Genomic DNA, 23,129 nt, shown 5'->3' with positions numbered 1-23,129 from the left:
CGAGCCCGCGCGGACTGGTGACGTCGACCCTATTGCCGATCCGCGTGGTGGCCGCGGCGTTGCCCTCAGTTTCTCAGCCAGGCGCGCACCCCGCGGCCGGCCGCGTGTCCGCTGGCCAGGCAGGCGGTGAGCAGATAGCCGCCGGTCGGTGCTTCCCAGTCGAGCATTTCGCCGGCACAGAAAACGCCCGGAAGCTTCTTGAGCATCAGCCGCTCGTCAAGCGCTGCGAAGCAGACGCCGCCAGCGCTGCTGATGGCTTCGTCGAGCGGGCGCGTGGCGAGCAGGCGCAGCGGCAGGGCTTTGATTGCCGCCGCGAGCTGCGCCGGATCGGCAAACGCGTCGGCGGCCAGGCATTCGCGTAGCAGCGCAACCTTGGCGCCCTTGAGGCGCAGACGGCTTTGCAGATGGCTGGCCAGTGAGCGCGCGCCGCGTGCTCGCCCAACTTCGGCAAGGACGCGGGCCGCGTCGTGCTCGGGGAGCAGGTCGAGGTACAGCGTCGCGCTTCCGGTCGCGGCAATGGTGTCGCGCAGGGCGGCCGACAGGGCGTAGATCAGGCCACCTTCGACGCCGGTTGCCGTGAGCATGAACTCGCCGCGTCGGCGATGCTCGACGCCATTGGCGTCGAGCAAAGACGCGCTGACGGCCTTGATCGGCTGGCCGGCAAAGCGCTCGCGCAGGTGTTGGCTCCAGGCTGCCTCGAAGCCGCAGTTGGCCGGCCGCAGCGGCGCCAGTTCGATCCCCGCTTGTTCGAGGAGCGCGAACCACTTGCCGTCCGAGCCGAGTCTGGCCCAGCTGCCCCCCCCGAGCGCCAGGACGACGGCCTGCACCTGCGGCCGTTGTTCGCCCTGCGCGGTGGAGAACGCCAGTTGCAGCGTGCCATCGCCGGTCCGCATCCAGCCGCAGCAGCGATGGCGGACGTGAAAGCGTACGCCGGCAGCGCGCAGCCGCTGCAGCCAGGCGCGCAGGAGCGGCGCGGCTTTCATGTCGGTTGGGAAAACGCGCCCTGAGCTGCCGACAAAAGTGGTCACGCCGAGCTGGTGTACCCATTCGCGCAGGGCCGCCGGACCGAAAGCGTCGAGCAGTGGCGCGATCTCGCTCTGGCGCGCGCCGTAGCGGCTGCGAAAGTCTTCCTCAGGCTCGGCGTGGGTGATGTTCAGACCGCCCCTGCCAGCCATCAGAAGCTTGCGCCCGGCGGACGGCATGGCGTCGTAAACATCGACGCTGACGCCGCCGCTGGCGAGGACTTCGGCGGCCATCAGGCCGGCTGGACCGGCGCCGACGACGGCCACAACGGGTCGCGCCGATGAGGCGCAAGTGGTCGGCAGCCTCATGCGCTTGCCAGGCGTGCGGCCTGAGTCTGGCGAGCGCACAGGCAGCCCAGCCCGAGTGCCGGAAGGGCTGCCTGCAGTCGTTCCGGGTGTGCCGTGGCGAACAGCTCCAGGCGGCCGCAGCCGACTGCGGCGGCTCCGGCGAGGCGCACGCATTGGCGGGCGACGGCGTCAGCGACGTCGACCAGCGCTGCCTGGTGCGCGACCAGCGGTTCGAGAACCGGACGCAAAAAGGCGTAGTGCGTGCAGCCAAGAACGATCTGGTCGGCGCCGGCGGCGAGCAGTGGCGCCAGATACTGGCGTGCTTCCTCAGCGAACCCGGGGTCGTCGAGATGCAGGGTTTCGACGCGGGTTGCCCAGCCATCACAGGCGACGACGTCAACCTGCACGCCGCCTGCGTGCTGGCGGATCAGGTCGGCCAGACGTTGGCTGCGGGTGGTCGATACCGTCGCCAGCACCGCAATGCGGCCGCTGAGTGACGCCGCCGCGGCCGGTTTGACGCCAGGCTCGACGCCGACCACGGGGAGCGCGGGAAGAAGCTCGCGAAAGGCCGCCACGGCCGCCGCCGTGGCGGTATTGCAGGCGACGACGACAAGGCTGCACCCTTGTGCGACCAGGTGCTTGCCGATGGCCAGGACGCGTTCGCGGATGAAGGCGTCGGTCTTGTCACCGTAGGGAACGTGCGCGGTATCGGCGAAGTACAGCAGGTCGGCTTGCGGCAGTGCATGGGCGATGGCAGCGAGTACCGACAGCCCGCCGAGACCGCTGTCGAAAACGCCGATCATTTTCCGGTCGCCGCTTGCCCCGCGCGACCCGCGGGCGATGACGAAGGCAATTTCAACGACAAGGACGTGATGCGGCATTCGCGCCGCGACGAACACCGCGAGCACGGGGACTTGCCGTCGGTGCATGGGGCTGGAGAGCGCTGCAGGTGGTGACTTTCATGGGCAGTTTCTTCTCTGCAGACAGACGCAAGCCGGCGCGCGGCCGGCTTGCAGTCTGCTCGGTCAGTGTGTTCAGGCGGTAGTGACCGGGATCTTGCCGATTCTGCCCTGCCATTCCCGTGGTCCCGTATTGTGCACCGAGGTGCCGCTCGAATCGACGGCCACGGTGACCGGCATGTCCTTGACGTCGAACTCGTAGATGGCCTCCATGCCAAGATCGGCAAATCCGGCAACCCTGGCCGCCTTGATCCCTTTGGCGACCAGATACGCGGCGCCGCCGACGGCCATCAGATACGCCGACTTGTGCTTTCTGATCGCTTCGATCGCGCTTGGGCCGCGTTCGGCTTTGCCGACCATCGAGATCAGGCCCGTCTGCGCGAGCATCATTTCGGTGAACTTGTCCATCCGCGTCGCCGTCGTTGGCCCGGCCGGGCCAACGACTTCGTCGCCGACCGGATCGACCGGGCCAACGTAGTAGATCACCCGGTTGGTGAAGTCGACCGGCAATGGCTCGCCCTTGGCGAGCATGTCCTGGATGCGTTTGTGCGCGGCATCGCGACCGGTCAGCATCTTGCCGTTGAGCAACAGCGTTTGGCCCGGTTTCCAGGCGGCGACTTCGGCCGGCGTCAGCGTGTCGAGATTGACCCGCGTCGAGGTTTCGGTGTTCGGCGTCCAGTTCACCTTCGGCCACTGGTCGAGGTCCGGCGGGGTCAGCGTTGCCGGTCCGGAACCGTCAAGATGGAAGTGCGCGTGCCGGGTCGCCGCACAGTTGGGAATCATCGCTACCGGCAGGCTGGCAGCGTGCGTCGGGTAGTCGAGGATCTTGACGTCGAGGACGGTCGTCAGGCCGCCGAGGCCTTGCGCGCCGATCCCCAGGGCATTGACCTTTTCGTAGAGTTCGAGGCGTAGTTCCTCGACGCGATTGCTGGCGCCGCGGGCGATCAGTTCATGGATGTCGACCGGTGCCATCAGCGACTCCTTGGCCAGCAGCATGGCTTTTTCGGGCGTGCCACCGATGCCGATACCGAGGATTCCGGGCGGGCACCAGCCGGCGCCCATCGTCGGGACGGTCTTCAGGACCCAATCGACGATCGAGTCGGACGGGTTGAGCGCGTAGAACTTGGACTTGTTTTCGGAGCCGCCGCCCTTTGCCGCACAGATCACTTCCAGGTGGTCGCCGGGGACGACTTCGTAGTGCACCACGGCAGGGGTGTTGTCGCGCGAGTTCTTGCGCGCACCGGCGGGATCGAGAAGCACCGAAGCGCGCAGCGTGTTGTCGGGGTTGTTGTAGGCCCGGCGAACGCCCTCGTCGCACATTTCCTGGATCGACAGCTTGGCGTCCCAGCGCAGATCCATGCCCACCTTGAGGAAGATCACCGCGATCCCGGTGTCCTGGCAGATCGGCCGATGGCCTTCGGCGCACATCCGGCTATTGGTCAGGATCTGGGCGATGGCATCCTTGGCCGCCGGGCTCTGCTCGCGCTCGTAAGCGGCGCCGAGCGCCTTGATGTAGTCCAGGGGGTGATAGTAGCTGATGTACTGAAAGGCATCTGCGACGCTCTGGATGAAGTCTTCCTGCTTGATGGGTGTCATTTCAGGGTCTCTCTCGTGAGTGGCGGGGATCGATTACCCTACCCGCCGCGGGTGTTGGTCAGTGCCGCGCAGCGTGCTGCGCTTTGCTCATCGCCAGCGTCTGGGTCATTATTCGATCGACCCAGACCATGGCCAGGGCCGAACCCAGAAAAACGGCATGGATGATGACCTGCCATTTGATCGTGTGCTCGCTCATGTTTTCCGCGTTGATGAAGGTCTTCAAGAGATGGATCGAGGAAATGCCGATGATCGCCGTCGATAGCTTGATCTTGAGTACCCCGGCATTGACGTGCGAAAGCCATTCCGGCTGGTCGGGGTGGCCGTCGAGATGGAGCCGGGAAACGAAGGTTTCGTAACCGCCGATGATCACCATGATCAGCAGGTTGGCGATCATCACCACGTCGATCAGGCCAAGGACGACGAGCATCACCTCGGTTTCGTTGATCTGCTTGCCGCTGAAAAAGAGATTGCCGATCAGGTGCGACAGTTCGACCATGAACAGGTAGACATAGACGCCCTGGGCGATGATCAGGCCGAGATAGAGCGGTGCCTGCAGCCAGCGGCTCCAGAAGATGAACATCTCGAGTTTGTCGACGGTGGGTTTCAGAGAGGGCATTTCTTCACGGTTTCAGAGGTTCGGGAGGACAGATTCTAGCACCAAAGAAACGCTGATCCGGGGCGCACGGCGGGCCTCGGCGTAAGTGGTGTGTAAGATTGGCGGCGTTTAATCTTCGGCAGCTGGCCTGCCAGCAGGCGCTACTACCGGGTGAGTGTCGGCCGTTGGCGACGAACAGGGGGTACGCCCGGTTCTCATCAGCTTTTGTCTGCACCGCATTGCATCAACTTCTTGTTACCTCTACCAATACCGCACAGGAGATGGCACATGTCACAGAGCGAAGCCTTAACGTTTATTGACCCCTCCGCCGAGTTTGTCAAACAGGCGACGATTTCCGGCATGGACGCTTACAAGGCCCTGTGCGCCGAGGCAGAAAAGGATTACAGCGGTTTCTGGGCGCGGCTGGCCCGCGAACACGTTAGCTGGAAGACGCCGTTCACTCAGGTGCTTGACGAGTCCAACGCGCCGTTTTTCAAGTGGTTTGCCGATGGCACGTTGAACGCTTCGTACAATTGCCTGGACCGCAACGTGGAAGCCGGCCTCGGCGACAAGGTGGCGATCCTCTTCGAAGCTGACGACGGCGAGGTCAAACGGGTCACCTACAAGCAGCTGCTGTCGCAAGTCAGCCAGTTCGCCAATGGCCTGCGCGCGCGCGGCATCAAGAAGGGCGATCGCGTCGTCATCTACATGTCGATGGGTATTGAAGGTATCGTCGCCATGCAGGCCTGTGCGCGTATCGGGGCCATCCATTCGGTGGTTTTTGGCGGCTTCTCTTCACAGTCGGTGCGTGACCGGATCAACGACGCCGGCGCGGTGGCGGTGATTACGGCCGACGAGCAGTGCCGCGGCGGCAAGAAAATTCCGCTCAAGCCGGCGGTGGACGAGGGGATTGCACTGGGTGGCTGCGAGTCGATCAAGAGCGTCATCGTTTTCCAGCGCACCGGTGGTACCTGCAACATGGTCGCCGATCGTGACGTCTGGTGGCACGATGTGGTCGCCGGCCAGTCGGATGTCTGCGAACCCGAATGGGTCGAGGCCGAGCACCCGCTCTTCCTGCTGTATACCTCGGGATCGACCGGCAAGCCGAAGGGTGTCCAGCACTCGACCGGCGGTTACCTGCTGCACGCCATCGTGACCATGAAGTGGACATTCGACATCAAGCCCGACGACCTCTTCTGGTGTACCGCGGACATCGGCTGGGTGACAGGTCACACCTATATCACTTACGGACCGCTGGCCTGCGGAGCGACCGAAGTGGTCTTCGAAGGGATTCCGACCTACCCGGATGCCGGTCGTTTCTGGAAAATGATCCAGGACCACAAGGTCAACATCTTCTACACCGCGCCGACGGCGATCCGCTCGCTGGTCAAGGCCGCCGACGTCAATCCGGCGGTTGCCCCGACGCAGTACGACCTCTCGTCGCTGCGCCTGCTGGGTACGGTTGGCGAACCGATCAATCCCGCTGCCTGGCAGTGGTACTACGACAGCGTTGGTGGCGGTCGCTGCCCGATCGTCGATACCTTCTGGCAGACCGAAACCGGTGGTCACATGATCACGCCATTGCCAGGCGTGACGCCGATGGTGCCCGGTTCATGCACCCTGCCCTTCCCCGGCATCCAGGCGGCGGTCGTCGACGAGACGGGTACCGAACTCGACTGGGGCAAAGGCGGCCTGCTGGTCGTCAAGCGTCCGTGGCCGGCAATGATCCGCAACATCTGGGGTGACCCAGAGCGCTTCAAGAAGTCGTACTACCCGGATGATTTCAACGGCAAGCTGTATCTCGCCGGCGACGGTTCGATTCGCGACGTCAATACCGGCTACTTTACGATCACCGGTCGTATCGACGACGTGCTGAACGTTTCCGGGCACCGCATGGGAACCATGGAAATCGAGTCAGCTCTGGTTTCGCACCCGATGGTCGCCGAAGCCGCGGTGGTTGGCCGCCCCGATGACCTGACCGGTGAAGCGATCTGTGCCTTTGTGGTCCTGAAAGGCGCACGGCCAACGGGTGATGCGGCCAAGAAGATGATCAAGGAATTGCAGGATCACGTCGGCCGCGAGATCGGTCCAATCGCCAAACCGAAGGATCTGCGCTTCGGCGAGAACCTGCCCAAAACCCGTTCCGGCAAGATCATGCGCCGTCTGCTGCGCTCGCTGGCCAAGGGGGAGACCGTCGCACAGGACACTTCAACGCTTGAGAACCCGGCAATTCTCGACCAGTTGAGGGGCTGAACCAGCGATAGCGCGCGCCTGCGTTCGGCGGCGACGGCGAGCCGGATGATCGGCTCGCCGTCGCCGTGAGCGGCTTTTCCTGCCTGATTGCCGCGTCCGGGAAGTGCCCAGGCGCTGCCTGGCATGATCTGATCGGGCGTCGTTTTTCGGGCCGGCACGGCGGCGTGCCGGCCTGTTCATGTGCATCGAGCGAGGAGCCCGGATGAGCAACGAGGCGACTGAACTGCTGGTCTCCGCGTGCATCCAGTCATTGCAGGCTTACCCGCCGTTTGACCGGATGGAAGCCGAGGCGCTGCGCTTTCTCGCGCTGCGCGTGAAGCTCGCCCACTATCCGAAAGGCGCGCGGATTTTGGCCAAAGAGACGGGGGTGGCACGGACGCTGCACATTGTGCAGCGTGGCCGGGTGGACGTCGTGCGTGGTGGAGGCGAGCGCAAGTTGGAGTCGTCGTCGGCCAGGCTGGGTCCCGGGCAGAGCTTTTCGATTGGCGCGCTCATGGCGCAGCGTGAAACGGTCGGCGCCTACGTTGCCCACGACGATGTCTTCTGCTACGAACTGGCCGCCGACGACTTCTTCGCCCTGACCCAGAAGAGCACGGTCTTCAATCTCTTCTGTACGCAGTATATCGCGGGCTTGCTCAGACAATCGCAGCAGCAGTTGCAGCTGCAGCTTGCCCAGCGTGCGGCTGAGCAGAAGACGATGAATTCGCCCCTATCGATGGTCGTTGTCCGCGAACCGGTGGCCGTGGCGCTGGACACGAGCGTGCGCCGGGTGGTCGAGCTGATGGCCGGCCAGCACCTCGGCTCGATGGTCGTGGTGGACGCCGAGCGACGGCCGGTCGGTATCTTTACCCTCTCCGATATCCTCAAGCGCATCGTCCTCCCCGGGGCTTCGCTTGAGCAGGCGATTGCTGCGGTGATGTCGCCAGCGCCACAGACTTTGCCGCTGGCGGCAAATGCTCACGATGCGGCACTGGTGATGGCCATGCACCGCGTCCGCCACGTTCTTGCCGTGGACGAAGGAGGGCGCTTGCAGGGCGTCGTTTCGGAGCGTGACCTTTTCAAGCTGCAAGGTGCTGGGTTGCGGCAGATTCGACACTCGATCGACGCGGCGAGCAGTGTCGCGGTGCTGCAGCACGCCCGTGAGGACGTTCGCCAGCTGGCACTGACGATGCTGTCGGAGGGCGTCGGCGCCCAGGAGATCACCCAGTTCATCTCGACACTCAACGACGCGGTGACGCGCCGGGTGATCGAACTCAATCTTGATGGCGACGATTTCTACGGTATCGACTGGGCGTGGCTGGCGTTCGGTTCGGAGGGGCGCGACGAACAGACGTTCACCACCGATCAGGATAACGGAATTGTTTTCATCTGCACCGACATCATGGACCGGGAGCAGACGCAACTGCGCTTTCTCGACTTCGCCAGAGCGGTCAATGATGACCTCGACAAGTGCGGTTTCCCGCTCTGCAAGGGCAACATCATGGCCAGCAACCCCGAGCTGTGCCTGACGCTCGAGGAATGGGAAGAGAAGTTTTCCCATTGGGTGCGCATGCCGGAACCGCTGGCCTTGCTGAACGCAACGATTTTCTTCGATTTCCGCCCCCTCTACGGGCGCTTCAATCTGGCGCACCGGATGCGTCTGTCACTCCTTCGGCAGACGCAGGGCAATCCGCTGTTCCTGCGCATGCTGGCCCAGAATGCGCTCGAGGTCGCGCCACCGCTTGGCCGCATCCGCGACTTCGTGACCGGCGACGACCCCGAGCATCCGGGAACCATCGACCTCAAGAAATACGGCGTGCGTCTGTTTACCGACGCGGCACGCCTTTTCGCTCTGGCCAATCAGGTCGAGGCGACGAATACCGTGGCTCGTCTGAAGCGGGCGTGCAGCCTGATGAAAATTTCCTCGGACGAGGTGGCGGCAATCGTCGATGGCTTCAATTTCATTCAGATGCTGCGTTTGCGGCACCAGCATTTCGAGCAGGAGCACGGGCGCAGTGGCGACAATCTGATCAGGCCTGACGAGTTGAACGAGATTGAGAGGCATATCCTCAAAGAGTCCTTCCGGCAGGCGCGCAGGCTGCAGTCGCGTCTGAAGCTCGATTATCAGATCTGACCATGGTGTGGCTATCGAAACTATTTGCCGGCCACGACGCTCGGGTTGTGCCTTTGACGAGCGAGGTGCAGGAGCGGATTTCCGCCTGGCGGAAGCTGCCCGAGCCTGATCTAACGCGCTCGCACTATCGCAGCCGCTACGTGCTCATCGACATCGCCATTGCCGGCCCGGACTGGAAGAGCGGTCCCCTCGGTTCGATCGGTGCCCTGGCGCTGGTCGATGGCCTGATTGATTTCCAGGATGCCTTGCACCTGGCGATGGTGCACCCGGCGACGGACGCCGGGCAATCGCTTGCCGATCCGCCGCCGGCGACCCCGATCAGCGGCGAGCAACGCGGCGCCGCGCTGCTCTCCTTGCTGGGCTTCGTCGGCAAGGCACCGCTGGTTGCGTACCACGCTTCGTTCGTCGCCCGGCGGATCGAACGCGCTCTCGCCGAGGCCCTCGGTGTCGAGCTCAACCTGCCGTGGATCGATCTGGCGTGGGTCATGGCCGGTCTGTTTGGTGAGTTGGGCGAGAAGTCGGCGCAATTGGACGCCTGGCTTGAGCACTTCGCTATCGATAGCGTCCAGCGGCACAACCCGGTTTCGGACGCTTACGCCACGGCGCAGCTTCTGCAACTCACCGTGGCGCGTGCTGCGCACAAAGGTTTCGAGACCCCGGCCAGCCTCATCGCGATCGAAAAGGCACGCCGCCATCTGTACCAGAGTAGCTAGGCGAGCGCTGCGATGGCCGACTACACTACCGTCCCGCTACGCCGCTACTACGCTTTCTACACCGCGGGTTTTTTCATTTTCATCCTCATTCTGGCGTTCCTCGAGCGGCACGGACTGCCACCGCGCTGGATCGGCTATTCCTTCCTCTTTCTGACCATTTTTCTTTACGCGACGATCGGCATCCTGGCCCGCACGGCCAACGTTTCCGAGTACTACGTCGCCGGCAGGCGAGTGCCCGCGGTGTTCAATGGCATGGCGACCGGAGCCGACTGGATGAGCGCGGCGTCGTTCATGGGCCTCGCCGGAACACTGTACCTCTCGGGTTATCAGGGTCTGGCCTACGTGATGGGCTGGACCGGAGGCTACGTTCTGGTCGCCTTGCTGCTGGCGCCTTATCTACGGCGCTTCGGGCAGTACACGATCCCTGATTTTCTCGCTGCCCGCTATGGCGGCAATCCGGCGCGACTGGTCGGCGTCTTCGCGACTGTCCTGGCCTCCTTCGTTTATGTCGTCGCACAGATCTACGGAGTCGGGTTGATAACCAGCCGCTTCGTCGGGCTGCAGTTCGAGATCGGGGTCTTTGTCGGCCTGGCGGGTATCCTGGTGTGCTCGTTTCTCGGTGGCATGCGCGCGGTGACCTGGACGCAGGTGGCTCAGTACGCCATCCTGATCGTCGCCTATCTGGTTCCGGTAACCATCCTCTCGTACCAGGTCACCGGCATTCCGGTGCCGCAGCTGACCTATGGTCATGTGCTGCAGAAGGTGCAGGTCCTTGAAGAAAGGATCTTCGATGAACCCGCCGAGATCGAAGGACGGCGCATCTTCCGCGAACGCGCCGACGGCTATTTGGAGCGTATCCAGACCCTGCCCGAGTCTCTCGACGAAGAGAGGCTGCGCTTGTTCGAGCAGATCAACGATCTGAAAAGCAACAACGCGCAGATGCGCGAAGTCGTGGCCGTCGAGCGCGAACGCCGCGAGTTGCCGAAGAGCAGCGAGGCGGCCCGAATCTACTGGGACAAACTAATGCGCGAAGCAGCGCAACGTGGGGCCGATCCCGAGCACCACCTGACTCCCTTTCCGTCGGGTAGCGAGGAGGTGAGCAATACGGCGCGTCTCAACTTTCTCAGCCTGGTGTTCTGCCTGATGGTCGGTACGGCGGCTCTGCCGCACGTGCTGATGCGTTACTACACCACTCCCAGCGTCCGCGAGGCGCGCACTTCGGTTTTCTGGTCCTTGCTGTTCATTCTGGCGCTCTACCTGACGGCGCCGGCGTACGCCGCGTTTGCCAAGTACGAGATCTACTCGACGCTCATTGGTTCGTCGATCGCGCAGTTGCCTGTCTGGGTCAGTGCCTGGGGAAAGATTGGTCTGGTCTCGATCGAGGACGTCAACGGTGACGGCATTCTCCAACTCGTCGAGCTGGCGCTCAATCCGGACGTAATTCTGCTGGCTACGCCGGAAATTGCCGGTTTGCCATATGTCATTTCTGGCCTGGTCGCTGCCGGCGCCCTGGCTGCGGCCCTGTCTACGGCCGACGGCCTGCTGCTGACCATCGCCAGTGCCTTGTCGCACGACGTCTATTACAAGGTCTATCGTCCCGATGCGACCACGCAATGGCGGCTGGTGGTTTCGAAAACGCTGCTGCTGGTGGTCGCCGTGTTCGCGGCCACGGTGGCGTCGCAGAAGCCGGCGACGATCCTATCGATGGTGGCGTGGGCCTTCTCGCTGGCTGGCGCCGCGTTCTTTCCGGCGCTGATTCTTGGCGTCTTCTGGAAAAGAGCCAATGCGGCGGGCGCGGTGACTGGCATGGTCATCGGTCTGCTGGTGACCCTCTACTACATGGTTCGTGTCCAGGTGGATGCCATCCCCTGGCTTGGCATTCAGGGAATCGGCATGGACCCGTGGTGGGGAATCGAGTCCACATCGGCCGGGGTGTGGGGCGTTGCCGCCGGGTTCCTGACGATTATCGTGGTCAGTCTGTGTGGCCAGGCGCCAAGCAAGGCGACACAGGATTTTGTCGAAAGCGTCCGTTACCCGGAGCTCGAAGGCTCTTGAGCCGACGTCGGGCGGCGAGCGCGGGCTGGCCCGGGCGATTCCTCGGCCAGGCTTCATTGGCGGGGAGCCGCTGAATGCGCCTCGAACGTAAGCATCGCGACTATTGGCGGCGCAACCTCAAGCTGACGGCCTTGCTGCTGGCGACGTGGTTCGTGGTCAGTTTCGTGGTCAGCTTTTTCGCGCGCGAACTGGCCGAGATCACGATCATCGGTTTCCCGCTGGGGTTTTACATGGGGGCCCAGGGGGCGCCGCTGATCTATCTGGTGATCATCGGGTGGTATGCGCGCTATATGAACCGTCTCGATCGCCAGTACGGCGTCCGTGAAGGTGAGGCGGACGAGGACTGATCGATCGCCTCAGGATTTGGCTGGCTTCCTGGCTTCCTGGCTTGCGCGGCTTGCCCGCTTTACGACGCGACCGCTGTACGAACAGCGGCAGCCAGTGTCTCGGCGGCACTGGTGACCACTGCCGAATCCTGGCCTTCGACCATTACCCGCAGCAGCGGTTCGGTTCCCGAAGCACGCAGCAGAACCCGGCCACGGCCGTTCAGCGTGCTCTCCACCTGCCGGTGTACCGATCCGATCAACGGGTGATCCTGCCACGGAAAGCCTTTGCTCAGGGCGACGTTGATCAGCTTCTGTGGATAGAGTTTCAGGTCGCCGAGCAGCTCTTGCAGAGTGCCACCGCTGGCGCGCAGTGCTGAAAGCACTTGCAGAGCGGAAACGATGCCATCACCCGTTGAGTGCCTGTCGAGGCAGAGTATGTGCCCGGAGTTCTCGCCACCGTACAGCCAGCCTTTCTGGCGTAGCATGTCCATCACGTAGCGGTCGCCGACATCGGCGCGAACAAGCGGTATATCGAGTTCGGCCAGAGCGTGTTCGAGGGCAAGATTGGTCATCAGAGTCCCGACGACGCCTGCCACAGGACCTTGGCGGAGCCGGCTGCGGACGACGGCGAAGAGCAGTTGGTCGCCGTCGTAGAGCGTGCCTTCGGCATCGACCATCAAGACTCGGTCGGCATCGCCATCCAGGGCGATGCCGATGTCCGCGCCTTGTGCGCGGACGGCTTCGCGCAGGGCTTCGGGCGCCGTTGCCCCGACTTCGTGGTTGATGTTGAGGCCGTTGGGCTCGCTGCCGATGCTGCTCACTTCGGCGCCCAGCTCGTGAAACACGTGCGGGGCGATGTGGTAGGCGGCCCCGTTGGCGCAGTCGACGACGATCTTTAGGCCACGCAAGTCCTGCTCGAAGGGAAACGTGCCCTTGCAGAATTCGATGTAGCGGCCGTCCGCGTCGTCGATTCGACGTGCCCGGCCAAGAGCGGCCGAGTCGACGCAAGTCAGCGGCTCGTCGAGCGCCGCTTCGATCTCCAGTTCAAGCTCATCGGGAAGCTTGGTGCCCCGCGCCGAGAAGAACTTGATGCCATTATCGTAAAAAGGATTGTGCGATGCGGAGATGACGATTCCGGCCTGCAGGCGCAAAGCGCGGGTCAGGTAGGCGATGGCCGGCGTCGGCATTGGCCCGACCAGACAGACGTCGACGCCGGCAGCCGCAAAACCGGCTTCAAGCGCAGCTTCCAGCATATAGCCCGAAACGCGGGTGTCCTTGCCGATCAGTACCGCCGGACGCTCCGCTGTCTTGGTGTGCCCGCGTGCGGCAGCGTGGGCAACGAGAACCCTGCCCATGGCGTGACCCAGGCGCATGACGAAATCGGGCGTGATTGGGCTCTCGCCGACCCGCCCACGCACACCGTCGGTTCCAAAGTACTTTCTTGCCACGATTTCTCTCCCTCTAGCCGCCAAGGCGAATTTTTCTTCAACCAAGAATATTTTACGCAAACCGTGGCCGCGACACTGCCAACAAGTACACAGGCGATGACCGGTGCAGGTTCGCAGGCCGGGTCAGGGCCTTGCGCCTCTTGCGCCGGCACCTGACGGTGCACCGATGGCCTGCCAGACGGCCAAGGCGTCGCGCGTTTCGGCGACATCATGAACGCGCAAAATGCGTGCCCCGCGTTGTGCCGCCAGCAGCGCTGCAGCGAGACTGCCGGCCAGCCGCTGCTCGACCGGCCGCCCGGTGATTGTACCCAGCATGGATTTTCGTGAGACGCCGGCCAGCAGAGGCAGGCCGTCAAGCGACAATTCAGCAAAACGGCGCAGCAGGTCCAGATTGTGCTGGAGCGTCTTGCCAAAGCCAAAACCGGGATCGAGCAGCAGGCGGTCGCTGGTGATTCCTGCCGCCAGAGCCGCGCTGACGCGCGTGCGCAGGAAACCCTGGACCTCGGCAACGACATCGAGGTAGGCGGGTTGTTCCTGCATGGTCAATGGCGCGCCTTGCATATGCATCAGACAGATGGCGCAGTTGCTGTCGGCCACCACGGCCATCGCGCCGGGCGTGCGCAGGGCGTAGATGTCATTGATCATCGAGGCGCCATTGGCCAATGCGGCGCGCATCACCGTCGGCTTGTAGGTGTCCACCGAAATTGGCACTCCGCAGTCGCCAAGCGCCTCGAGTACCGGCAGCAGTCGCCGCAGTTCCTCGTTCTCCGCTGTGGGTGTCGCACCCGGGCGTGACGACTCGGCGCCAAGGTCGAGCAGATCGGCGCCGGCGTCAATCTGCCGGCGGGCCTGCGCAACGGCCTCTGCGATGTTGCTCGCAAGTCCGTCACCGGAAAAAGAGTCCGGGGTCAGATTGACGATGCCCATCAGCAGCGGGCGGGACAGCGGGAGTTGAAAGGCGCCGCAGCGGAGCATGGGGTTCAGCGTCGACGTCGCCGGGCGGGCCCCCGAGTGAGGGCCCTTCGCTACCGAGACGGACAGATCAATTGCTATATCCGCCGCCCGGTCTTGCCCGTCGTACGTTCAGGCAGGTGCGGGTGGTGCGCTTGGCGCCGCATCCGGCGTATTGCCGTCTGAGGGAGCGCTCGGCATCCTGGTCTGTGGCTGCTTCGGAGGGCGTGGCGGTTTGCCCGCCATGATGTCGTCGATCTGGTCGCTGTCGATCGTTTCAAGTTCGAGCAAGGCGGCTGCCATCGCCTCGACCTTGTCACGATGCTCCTCGAGGAGGTTGCGGGCGAGGCCGTACTGCTCATCGATGATACGGCGTATTTCCTGGTCGACCTTCTCCATCGTCGCTTCGGACATGTTCTTGTGCGTGGTTACCGAACGCCCGAGGAAGACCTCTCCCTCGTTCTCGCCATAAACCATCGGACCGAGGGCATCCGACATACCGTAGCGAGTGACCATGTCGCGCGCCATTTGCGTTGCCCGCTCGAAGTCGTTGGAGGCGCCGGTGGTCATCTGGTCCATGAACAGCTCTTCGGCGACGCGGCCACCAAAGAGGACCGCGATGCGACTCATCAGATAGACGCGATCGTAAGCGTAACGGTCCTCTTCCGGCAGTTGCATGGTCAGTCCAAGTGCCCGTCCGCGCGGGATAATGGTGACCTTGTGTACCGGGTCGGACTTCGGCATCAGCTTGGCAACCACGGCATGCCCGGACTCATGGAAAGCGGTATTGCGCTTCTCGTCCTCGTTCATGACCATGCTGCGGCGTTCGGCGCCCATCATGATCTTGTCCTTGGCTTTCTCGAAGTCATCCATGTCCACCAGACGCTTGTTGCCGCGCGCCGCAAACAAGGCTGCCTCGTTGACCAGGTTGGCCAGATCGGCTCCGGAAAAGCCGGGTGTGCCACGGGCAATGATGTCGGCCTTGACGTCTGGCGACAGGGGTACCTTGCGCATATGAACGATCAGAATCTGCTCGCGGCCACGAATGTCGGGCAGCGGTACCACCACCTGGCGGTCGAAGCGACCGGGACGCATCAGTGCCGGATCGAGGACGTCGGGACGGTTGGTGGCGGCGATGACGATGACCCCGACGCTGCCTTCGAAGCCGTCCATCTCGACCAGCATCTGGTTCAGCGTCTGCTCGCGCTCGTCGTTGCCTCCGCCCAGCCCGGCTCCCCGCTGCCGTCCGACGGCATCCAGTTCATCGATGAAGATAATGCACGGGGCGTGCTTCTTGGCGTTTTCGAACATGTCGCGGACGCGCGCCGCGCCGACACCGACAAACATCTCGACGAAGTCCGAACCGGAGATCGAGAAGAAAGGAACCTTGGCTTCGCCGGCAATGGCTTTCGCCAGCAGGGTCTTGCCGGTTCCCGGGTTGCCGACCAGCAGCACGCCTTTCGGGATGCGGCCACCGAGTTTCTGGAACTTCGAGGGGTCACGCAGGAAGTCCACCAGTTCGGAGACCTCTTCCTTGGCTTCGTCGCAACCGGCGACGTCGGCAAAGGTGATGGTATTGGTCGACTCGTCGAGGAGGCGTGCCTTGCTCTTGCCGAACGAGAAAGCCCCGCCGCGGCCACCGCCCTGCATCTGGCGCATAAAAAAGATCCAGACGCCAATCAGCAGCAGCATCGGGAACCAGCTGACGAAGATGCTCATCAGAAAGGACTGCTCCTCTTCCGGCTTGGCTTCGATGGTGACGCCATTCTTCAGCAGATCCGAGACCATCCACAGGTCTGGTGGCGCGTAGCTGGTCAGCTTGCGCCCATCGGTTGTCGTCGCCTTGAGCACCCGGCCCTCGATCACAACCTTGGCAATTGTTCCCTTGCCCACCTCGTCGATGAATTGTGAATACTCCATCGTCGATTGAGCGACCTGGCGGGTGTTGAACTGGTTGAAGACGGTCATCAAGACCAAGCCAATAACCAGCCAGACTGCCAGATTCTTGAACATGTTATTCAATACTTCACCTCTTCTACGTTGTCCGGCGCACCAGCGCCGGAAACCCTGCTGTTCCACGAACTCAGCATTCTAAACCGATTAATGCTCGTTGAAGCAAAGACGGCATTGTAGATGCTCTCACGTTTTCAAGGCCTTGCCCAGCAGGTAGACTTCCGGGCTACGATCCCTGGAGGCGTCCGGTTTGCGTGCAGACACGGTCTTGAAAGACTGGCGCATTTCCTGCAGGAATTCGCCGAAGCCGTGGCCCTGAAAAATTTTGACCAGAAAAGCGCCGTCGGGTTTCAGCCAGTTGCGCGCAAAGTCCAGGCCCAGCTCGGCCAGATGCATTACCCGGGCCTGGTCGCAGACGGCGATGCCCGATATATTGGGGGACATGTCTGAAAGAACAAGCCCCGGTCGGGCTCCGGCGAGCAATTCTTCCAGCGCGAGCAGGACGTCCTGCTCGCGAAAGTCGCCTTGCAGAAAAGTGACGCCGCGCATCGGCGCCATCTCCAGCAGATCCAGGGCGATGACGCGACCACTGCCCTGTAGCCTCTGCGCAGCGACTTGTGACCAGCCACCCGGGGCGGCGCCCAGATCGACGATCGCGTCGCCGCTGCGGATCAAGCCGTCCTTGTCGTCGATCTCCATCAGCTTGTACGACGCGCGCGAACGATAGCCTTCGGCTTTGGCCCGTTGCACATAGGCGTCGTTGACATGTTCGTTCAACCACGCGGTGCTTGATCTGCTTCGTTTCATAGGCTGAAACCCGCTAAAATGCGCTGCTCAAGAAAAGGTGTCCCGCATGCTCAATCTCAGCTCCGACGAGCGCCGCGTCCTGCGCGCCCGTGCGCACTCCCTGCAGCCGGTCGTTTCGATAAGCCAGAACGGTCTGTCCGAATCGGTCGTCCGCGAGGTCGATGTCAATCTAGGCAGCCACGAACTGATCAAGATTCGTGTCTATAACGACGACCGGCAGGTTCGCGAACAGTTTCTCGCGGCCCTCTGCGAGCGCCTCGAGGCTGCCCCGGTCCAACACATCGGAAAACTGCTGGTCATCTGGCGGCCGCGAGCAGACGATCCGGTGCCGCCCGCCAGGCCCCGCCCGAAACGCAGCGAGCCCCGCCGGAGCAAGCGCAGCTTCCAGGGCGGTTCGGGCGCCTGAGACGAACGTCCGGGCGAAAAAACTGGTCGCCAGCCCGGTCGCCCACTCTGCCTGGCTGGCCAGCTGCTCGCGCCGTGACCTATCTGACGGGACGCCGGAATACACTGATCAGGAGCACTCCAAGCAGGCTCTGCGCGACGTAGACGACGCCGGAGACGCCATGCCAGATGGCAAAGCGCTTGTTCAGCACGCTTTCCAGCGCTTGTCTTGCCACGGCGTCGGCCTTGATCTGCGCTAGCAGCGGCTGAATCCCGAACAGATTGACGACGGTGAGCAGCAGCATTCCGATCAGCAGCCAGAAGGTCCACCGGCGCAAGGCGGTCGTACCCATGCGCAGCAGGGTGTGTAGCAGGAGGTAGCTGGCACAGGCCAGACCCACCCAGCCGATCAAGGCAAACAACTTGCCGGCCAGCAGGCCGGCCAGCTGGCGATCACTGGCGAGGGCGGAAAAAAGTGTTGGCGCGACGAGAAAACCGATGGCCCACAAGCCGCCGACCCACAGCGTCAGCGTGATGTCATAGAGCGCGTCGGCGCAGCGTCGCATGGTCAGGATTATTCGTAGCGCACGGCGATGATTTCGTATTCGCGCACACCACCAGGCGCCTGCACTTCGGCAATGTCGCCAGCAAACTTGCCGATCAGCGCCCGCGCGATCGGCGAGTTGATCGAAATCTTGCCAGCCTTGATATCGGCTTCATCTTCGCCGACGATCTGATAGCTGACGCGTGCGCCGGTTTCCTGGTCGTCAAGATCGAGCGTTGCTCCGAAAACGCAACGCCCGTCGGCGTCGAGCAGTTTCGGGTCAATGATCTGGGCGTTGGCCAGTTTGCTCTCGACTTCCTGGATGCGCCCTTCGACAAAGCCTTGCCGCTCCTTGGCCGCATCGTACTCGGCGTTCTCCGAGAGATCGCCGTGCGAGCGTGCTTCGGCGATCGCGGCGATGGTTCGCGGCCGCTCGACGGTCTTCAGGTGACGCAGTTCGGCGGCAAGTTTTTCAGCGCCATTTACGGTCAGAGGTGTCTTGGTCATTTCTCTCGCTGCCAACGGCGAAGCGCCGACACCCGCCAGGCGGGTGGTCGCCACGCTTCGATGGATTAATCAACGCAATTGTGCGTGCAATTCCTGGATCGGATAGACGACCAATGCGCCGCGATTTCTGATTCCTGCGGCTGCTGCCTCGGCGCCCCAGATCGTGGTGTAGATGGTTACGCGCGCGGCCAGGCCGGAAGTCCGGATAGAGCGCGAGTCGTTGATCGCCGTGCGTTTTTCGTCCACGGTGTTGATGATCAGGACGACTTCGTTGTTCTTGATCATGTCGACGACGTGCGGGCGCCCTTCGGTGACCTTGTTAACCGGCGTTACCTCGATTCCCGCCGCGGCGATCGCGGCGGCCGTGCCGCGCGTCGCCAGCAGGGTGAACCCCTCCGCGCGCAGATCGCGGGCAATGGCTACGGCCTGTGGCTTGTCGGAGTCCTTGACACTGACGAATACCTGCCCTGAGCGGGGAAGGCGCACGCTGGCCGCCGTCTGGCTCTTGACGAAGGCCTCGGCAAAGCTGACCCCGACGCCCATGACCTCACCTGTCGATTTCATTTCCGGGCCAAGAATGGTGTCCACTCCGCGGAACTTGACGAAGGGGAAAACGGCTTCCTTGACCGAGAAGTAATTGGGGATGACTTCCTTGTTGAAACCCTGGCTGGCCAGTGACTGCCCGACCATGCAGCGCGCCGCAATCTTGGCCAGCTGCAGGCCGGTGGCCTTGGAGACAAAGGGAACGGTACGCGAGGCGCGCGGGTTGACCTCGAGGACAAAGACAACGTCGTCCTGGATGGCGAACTGGACGTTCATCAGGCCGCAGACGTTGAGGCCCTTGGCCATCAGCCGTGTCTGCCGGCGCATTTCATCCTGCAACTCGGCCGACAGTGAATGGGGAGGCAGCGAACACGCCGAATCACCGGAGTGGACCCCGGCCTGTTCAATGTGCTCCATGACGCCGCCGATGAGCACCTCGTCGCCATCGCAGAGGGCGTCGACGTCGACTTCGCAAGCGTCGTTGAGGAAGCGGTCGAGGAGGACCGGCGAGTCGTTGGAAACCTTCACTGCTTCACGCATGTAGCGTTCGAGGTCGCGCGGGTCATGGACGATTTCCATGGCCCGACCGCCGAGGACGTAGGACGGACGAACGACCAGCGGATAGCCGATCTCGGCGGCCAGGCGCAAGGCGTCGGGCTCGGTACGTGCGGTACGGTTGGCCGGCTGCCTGAGACCCAGATCGTGCAGCAGTTTCTGGAAGCGTTCACGGTCTTCGGCGGCATCGATCATGTCCGGGCTGGTGCCGATGATCGGGACGCCGTTGGCTTCGAGGTCGCGGGCCAGTTTCAGCGGGGTCTGCCCGCCATATTGTACGATGACGCCATAGGGCTTCTCGACGGCGACGATTTCCAGGACGTCTTCGAGTGTCAGCGGTTCGAAGTACAAGCGATCCGAGGTGTCATAGTCGGTCGATACGGTCTCCGGATTGCAGTTGACCATGATCGTCTCGTAGCCATCTTCGCGCAGTGCCAGTGCCGCATGCACGCAGCAGTAGTCGAACTCGATTCCCTGACCGATCCGGTTGGGGCCGCCGCCGAGGACCATGATCTTCTTGCGGTCGCTGGGATTCGACTCGCACTCGTCCTCATAGGTCGAGTACATGTAGGCGGTATCGGTTGAAAATTCGGCGGCGCAGGTGTCCACGCGCTTGTAAACCGGGCGAACCTGCAGCGCGTGGCGGCGCTCGCGAACCGCGGTCTGGGTGGTCTGCATCAGCGTCGCCAGACGCTTGTCCGAGAAGCCTGCACGCTTGAGGTGCCGCAATTCCTCGCGTGACAGCGACTCCAGCGGCTGGCCGCGGATTTGTTCTGCCTGCTTGTAGAGATCTTCTATTTGCGCCAGAAACCACGGGTCGATCGCCGTTAGGCGGTGAATTTCATCGAGGCTCATTCCGATGCGCATGGCGTCAGCGATGTACCAGATCCGTTCCGGGCGCGCTTCGCTGAGCGCCATCTCGATCTCTTCGCGGTCGGTCGTCCGCTCGTCGAAACCGTCGACGCCGATTTCCAGACCACGCAAGGCTTTTTGCAGCGACTCCTGAAAGGTCCGCCCGATGGCCATCACTTCGCCGACCGACTTCATTTGCGTGGTCAGGCGCGAGTCGGCCTCGGGGAACTTCTCGAAGGCGAAACGCGGTACCTTGGTGACCACGTAGTCGATCGACGGTTCGAACGACGCCGGGGTCTTGCCGCCGGTAATTTCGTTGGCCAGCTCGTCGAGCGTATAGCCGACTGCCAGCTTGGCGGCCACTTTGGCGATCGGGAAACCGGTGGCCTTCGAAGCCAGCGCCGACGAGCGCGAGACGCGTGGATTCATTTCGATGACGATCATTCGCCCGTCACGCGGGTTGATCGCGAACTGCACGTTGGAACCGCCGGTGTCGACGCCGATCTCGCGCAAGACCGCCACCGAGGCGTTACGCATGATCTGGTATTCCTTGTCGGTCAGCGTTTGCGTTGGCGCGACGGTGATCGAATCGCCGGTGTGCACGCCCATCGGGTCGAGGTTCTCGATTGCGCAGACGATGATGCAGTTGTCGTTGCGGTCGCGAACGACCTCCATCTCGAACTCTTTCCAGCCGATCAGCGACTCCTCGATGAGCAGCTCGCGGGTCGGGCTGGCCTCCAGGCCGCGCTCGCAGATGTCGAGGAATTCCTCCTGGTTGTAGGCAATGCCGCCGCCCGAACCGCCCATCGTGAACGATGGCCGGATGATGGTCGGATACCCAATCATCGCCTGCACCTGCAGCGCTTCCTCCATCGAGTGCGCCATTGCCGAGCGTGCCGAGCCGAGACCGATCCTGGTCATCGCCTGCTTGAACTTCTCCCGGTCTTCAGCCTTGTCGATGGCCTCCTTGGTGGCGCCGATCATCTCGACGCCGAACTTGTCGAGAACGCCATGCCTGGCCAGGTCAAGGGCGCAGTTCAGCGCCGTCTGCCCGCCCATCGTCGGCAGCAGCACGTCGGGCCGCTCGCGGCTGATGATCTTCTCGACGGTCTGCCAGTTGATCGGCTCGATGTAGGTCACGTCGGCCATGTCCGGATCGGTCATGATCGTCGCCGGGTTCGAGTTCACCAGGATTATCCGGTAGCCCTCCTCGCGCAGCGCCTTGCAGGCTTGCGCGCCCGAGTAATCGAACTCGCAGGCCTGACCGATGACGATCGGACCTGCGCCGATGATGAGAATGCTCTTGATGTCAGTGCGTTTGGGCATTTTGCCCCTTCTTGTCTTGCATCATCTGGACAAAGCGGTCGAACAGATGCGCGATGTCGTGTGGCCCCGGGCTGGCTTCCGGGTGGCCCTGAAAGGAAAAGGCGGCGACGTCGCTGCGCGCGATGCCCTGCAGCGAGCCGTCGAAGAGCGATACGTGCGTCGGCAGCAGCGTCGGTGGCAGCGTCTCGGCGTCCACCGCGAAACCGTGGTTCTGACTGGTGATCAATACTTGCCCGGTGCGCAGGTCCTTGACCGGGTGGTTGGCGCCATGATGACCGAACTTCATTTTCGTCGTTCTGGCGCCGGACGCCAGCGCCAGCAGCTGATGGCCAAGGCAGATACCGAAAGTCGGCACCCCGGCGGCAAGGATTTCGCGGATCGCCTCGATGGCGTAGGCGCAGGGTTCCGGGTCGCCTGGGCCATTGGACAGAAATACGCCATTGGGCTGTCGCCTGAGGACTTCGGCGGCCGGTGTTTGCGCCGGCACGACCGTGACCTGGCAGCCGCGATCGGCAAGCATGCGCAGAATGTTGTGCTTGACGCCGAAATCGTAGGCCAGGACATGAAACTGTCCCTTGGCGACCGCGCGATAGCCGTCCAGCGTCCATTCGCCGGCCGCCCATTCGTAGGGCGCTGCAGTGCTCACCACCTTGGCCAGGTCCATGCCGGCGAGACCGGGGAAGTTCCTTGCTGCGGCGATTGCCTCCTGGTCATCAACGTCGATGGCCATGATGCAGCCAGCCTGGGCACCGCCTTCGCGCAGAATGCGGGTGAGCTGGCGAGTGTCGATGCCGGCGATGGCGACGACACCGTGTTTCTGCAGGTAGTCGGGCAGGGTTTCCTGCAGGCGCCAGCTCTCGGCGCGAATCGGCAGGTCGCGAATGACCAGGCCGGCCGCGTAGTTGCCACGCGACTCGAAGTCTTCGGCGTTGCAGCCGACGTTACCGATGTGCGGGTAGGTGAGAGTAACGATCTGGCGGCAGTACGAGGGATCGGTAAGGATCTCCTGATAGCCGGACATCGCGGTGTTGAATACGACCTCGCCGCTGGTGCTGCCGCCGGCGCCGATGGCATGGCCGCGAAAAATCGTCCCATCGGCCAGTGCGAGAATCGCCGGCGGAAGAGTGGGTAACAAGGGCACGAAAGACTCCTGTTGATGCTGCTGGTGAATGCGTCGCCGGTCCGGGCTGAAGACATGCAAAAGCGGGACGGGCGCACGGCCCTCCCGCTCGGATCCTTGCAAGCCGAGGCATTATACGGGAGCGCACCCTTGTTGGGCAATCTGCGCCGTGCGTTGGTGTGTCGCGAGGTGCGTCGAAGGGAGCGTGGGGTGGGTCAC

General features: G+C 63.0%; 18 protein-coding genes. 6 read left to right on the top strand and 12 right to left on the bottom strand.

What is annotated here, in order from left to right; translation table 11 throughout:
• Positions 1-65 precede the first annotated feature (65 nt).
• From QZ634_RS17280 to QZ634_RS17265, 4 genes are all read right to left on the bottom strand, one after another.
• Positions 66-1,331 carry a TIGR03862 family flavoprotein gene (locus QZ634_RS17280; RefSeq protein ID WP_291990549.1) on the bottom strand — a complete coding sequence of 422 codons (1,266 nt, stop codon included), beginning with the start codon at positions 1,329-1,331 and terminating at the stop codon, positions 66-68.
• On the bottom strand, positions 1,328-2,218 hold the full coding sequence (gene murI, locus QZ634_RS17275) for a glutamate racemase (protein ID WP_291990547.1): 891 nt from the start codon (positions 2,216-2,218) through the stop codon (positions 1,328-1,330). The genes QZ634_RS17280 and murI overlap by 4 nt, the downstream gene beginning before the upstream one ends.
• Positions 2,219-2,344: 126 nt before the next feature.
• A complete protein-coding gene (locus QZ634_RS17270) occupies positions 2,345-3,865 on the bottom strand; it encodes a fumarate hydratase (protein WP_291990545.1) in 1,521 nt (506 codons plus the stop codon).
• Positions 3,866-3,923: 58 nt separating this feature from the next.
• Complete coding sequence (locus QZ634_RS17265; protein ID WP_291990543.1) at positions 3,924-4,481, bottom strand: TIGR00645 family protein; 558 nt, start codon at positions 4,479-4,481, stop codon at positions 3,924-3,926.
• A gap of 267 nt (positions 4,482-4,748) precedes the next feature.
• Between QZ634_RS17265 and acs the strand changes: the two genes are divergently transcribed.
• From acs to QZ634_RS17240, 5 genes are all read left to right on the top strand, one after another.
• The gene (acs, locus tag QZ634_RS17260) at positions 4,749-6,713 is read left to right on the top strand and encodes an acetate--CoA ligase (RefSeq protein ID WP_291990541.1); all 1,965 of its coding nucleotides are present in this window, start codon (positions 4,749-4,751) and stop codon (positions 6,711-6,713) included.
• A 202-nt stretch (positions 6,714-6,915) separates the two neighbouring features.
• A complete protein-coding gene (locus tag QZ634_RS17255; protein WP_291990539.1) occupies positions 6,916-8,826 on the top strand; it encodes a DUF294 nucleotidyltransferase-like domain-containing protein in 1,911 nt (636 codons plus the stop codon).
• Between the two features lie 47 nt (positions 8,827-8,873).
• Positions 8,874-9,539 carry a hypothetical protein gene (locus tag QZ634_RS17250; RefSeq protein WP_291990537.1) on the top strand — a complete coding sequence of 222 codons (666 nt, stop codon included), beginning with the start codon at positions 8,874-8,876 and terminating at the stop codon, positions 9,537-9,539.
• 12 nt (positions 9,540-9,551) lie between these two features.
• The gene (locus QZ634_RS17245; RefSeq protein WP_291990535.1) at positions 9,552-11,594 is read left to right on the top strand and encodes a sodium:solute symporter family protein; all 2,043 of its coding nucleotides are present in this window, start codon (positions 9,552-9,554) and stop codon (positions 11,592-11,594) included.
• A gap of 74 nt (positions 11,595-11,668) precedes the next feature.
• The gene (locus QZ634_RS17240) at positions 11,669-11,941 is read left to right on the top strand and encodes a DUF4212 domain-containing protein (protein ID WP_291990533.1); all 273 of its coding nucleotides are present in this window, start codon (positions 11,669-11,671) and stop codon (positions 11,939-11,941) included.
• 59 nt (positions 11,942-12,000) lie between these two features.
• Here QZ634_RS17240 and glmM read toward each other — a convergent pair whose 3' ends face one another.
• The 4 genes from glmM to QZ634_RS17220 form a co-directional block, all read right to left on the bottom strand.
• Positions 12,001-13,368 (bottom strand): phosphoglucosamine mutase, encoded by a 1,368-nt coding sequence (glmM, locus tag QZ634_RS17235; RefSeq protein ID WP_291990531.1) that lies wholly within the window; start codon positions 13,366-13,368, stop codon positions 12,001-12,003.
• A 123-nt stretch (positions 13,369-13,491) separates the two neighbouring features.
• Positions 13,492-14,343 carry a dihydropteroate synthase gene (folP, locus tag QZ634_RS17230; RefSeq protein WP_291990530.1) on the bottom strand — a complete coding sequence of 284 codons (852 nt, stop codon included), beginning with the start codon at positions 14,341-14,343 and terminating at the stop codon, positions 13,492-13,494.
• Between the two features lie 108 nt (positions 14,344-14,451).
• Positions 14,452-16,341 carry an ATP-dependent zinc metalloprotease FtsH gene (ftsH, locus tag QZ634_RS17225; RefSeq protein WP_291990528.1) on the bottom strand — a complete coding sequence of 630 codons (1,890 nt, stop codon included), beginning with the start codon at positions 16,339-16,341 and terminating at the stop codon, positions 14,452-14,454.
• Between the two features lie 117 nt (positions 16,342-16,458).
• Entirely contained in the window at positions 16,459-17,079 is a 621-nt protein-coding gene (locus QZ634_RS17220) for an SAM-dependent methyltransferase (protein WP_291990526.1), read from the bottom strand.
• Between the two features lie 46 nt (positions 17,080-17,125).
• Here QZ634_RS17220 and QZ634_RS17215 point away from each other — a divergent pair, with 46 nt between their 5' ends.
• Positions 17,126-17,485: a YhbY family RNA-binding protein gene (locus QZ634_RS17215; RefSeq protein ID WP_291990524.1), complete on the top strand. Its 360-nt coding sequence runs from the start codon at positions 17,126-17,128 to the stop codon at positions 17,483-17,485.
• A gap of 79 nt (positions 17,486-17,564) precedes the next feature.
• Here QZ634_RS17215 and QZ634_RS17210 read toward each other — a convergent pair whose 3' ends face one another.
• The 4 genes from QZ634_RS17210 to carA form a co-directional block, all read right to left on the bottom strand.
• Positions 17,565-18,029, bottom strand: a complete 465-nt coding sequence (locus QZ634_RS17210; protein WP_291990522.1) for a DUF4149 domain-containing protein — start codon at positions 18,027-18,029, stop codon at positions 17,565-17,567.
• 8 nt (positions 18,030-18,037) lie between these two features.
• Positions 18,038-18,514 (bottom strand): transcription elongation factor GreA, encoded by a 477-nt coding sequence (gene greA, locus QZ634_RS17205; RefSeq protein ID WP_043564092.1) that lies wholly within the window; start codon positions 18,512-18,514, stop codon positions 18,038-18,040.
• 69 nt (positions 18,515-18,583) lie between these two features.
• Complete coding sequence (gene carB / locus QZ634_RS17200; RefSeq protein ID WP_291990519.1) at positions 18,584-21,790, bottom strand: carbamoyl-phosphate synthase large subunit; 3,207 nt, start codon at positions 21,788-21,790, stop codon at positions 18,584-18,586.
• Positions 21,774-22,931 carry a glutamine-hydrolyzing carbamoyl-phosphate synthase small subunit gene (gene carA / locus QZ634_RS17195; protein ID WP_291990517.1) on the bottom strand — a complete coding sequence of 386 codons (1,158 nt, stop codon included), beginning with the start codon at positions 22,929-22,931 and terminating at the stop codon, positions 21,774-21,776. Before carA ends, carB begins: the two co-directional genes overlap by 17 nt.
• Positions 22,932-23,129: the final 198 nt, after the last annotated feature.

It is taken from the genome of Candidatus Accumulibacter sp. ACC007, from assembly GCF_907163205.1.
GTDB lineage: Bacteria > Pseudomonadota > Gammaproteobacteria > Burkholderiales > Rhodocyclaceae > Accumulibacter > Accumulibacter regalis.
This window is presented reverse-complemented; position numbering and strand designations above follow the sequence as displayed.

Coding starts and splice junctions, on each gene's coding strand:
- QZ634_RS17280 (WP_291990549.1), bottom strand. CDS start 1,331: ATGAGGCTGCCGACCACTTGCGCCTCATCGGCGCGACCCGTTGTGGCC.
- QZ634_RS17270 (WP_291990545.1), bottom strand. CDS start 3,865: ATGACACCCATCAAGCAGGAAGACTTCATCCAGAGCGTCGCAGATGCC.
- QZ634_RS17265 (WP_291990543.1), bottom strand. CDS start 4,481: ATGCCCTCTCTGAAACCCACCGTCGACAAACTCGAGATGTTCATCTTC.
- acs (WP_291990541.1), top strand. CDS start 4,749: ATGTCACAGAGCGAAGCCTTAACGTTTATTGACCCCTCCGCCGAGTTT.
- QZ634_RS17255 (WP_291990539.1), top strand. CDS start 6,916: ATGAGCAACGAGGCGACTGAACTGCTGGTCTCCGCGTGCATCCAGTCA.
- QZ634_RS17245 (WP_291990535.1), top strand. CDS start 9,552: ATGGCCGACTACACTACCGTCCCGCTACGCCGCTACTACGCTTTCTAC.
- QZ634_RS17240 (WP_291990533.1), top strand. CDS start 11,669: ATGCGCCTCGAACGTAAGCATCGCGACTATTGGCGGCGCAACCTCAAG.
- folP (WP_291990530.1), bottom strand. CDS start 14,343: ATGCTCCGCTGCGGCGCCTTTCAACTCCCGCTGTCCCGCCCGCTGCTG.
- QZ634_RS17220 (WP_291990526.1), bottom strand. CDS start 17,079: ATGAAACGAAGCAGATCAAGCACCGCGTGGTTGAACGAACATGTCAAC.
- QZ634_RS17215 (WP_291990524.1), top strand. CDS start 17,126: ATGCTCAATCTCAGCTCCGACGAGCGCCGCGTCCTGCGCGCCCGTGCG.
- QZ634_RS17210 (WP_291990522.1), bottom strand. CDS start 18,029: ATGCGACGCTGCGCCGACGCGCTCTATGACATCACGCTGACGCTGTGG.
- greA (WP_043564092.1), bottom strand. CDS start 18,514: ATGACCAAGACACCTCTGACCGTAAATGGCGCTGAAAAACTTGCCGCC.
- carB (WP_291990519.1), bottom strand. CDS start 21,790: ATGCCCAAACGCACTGACATCAAGAGCATTCTCATCATCGGCGCAGGT.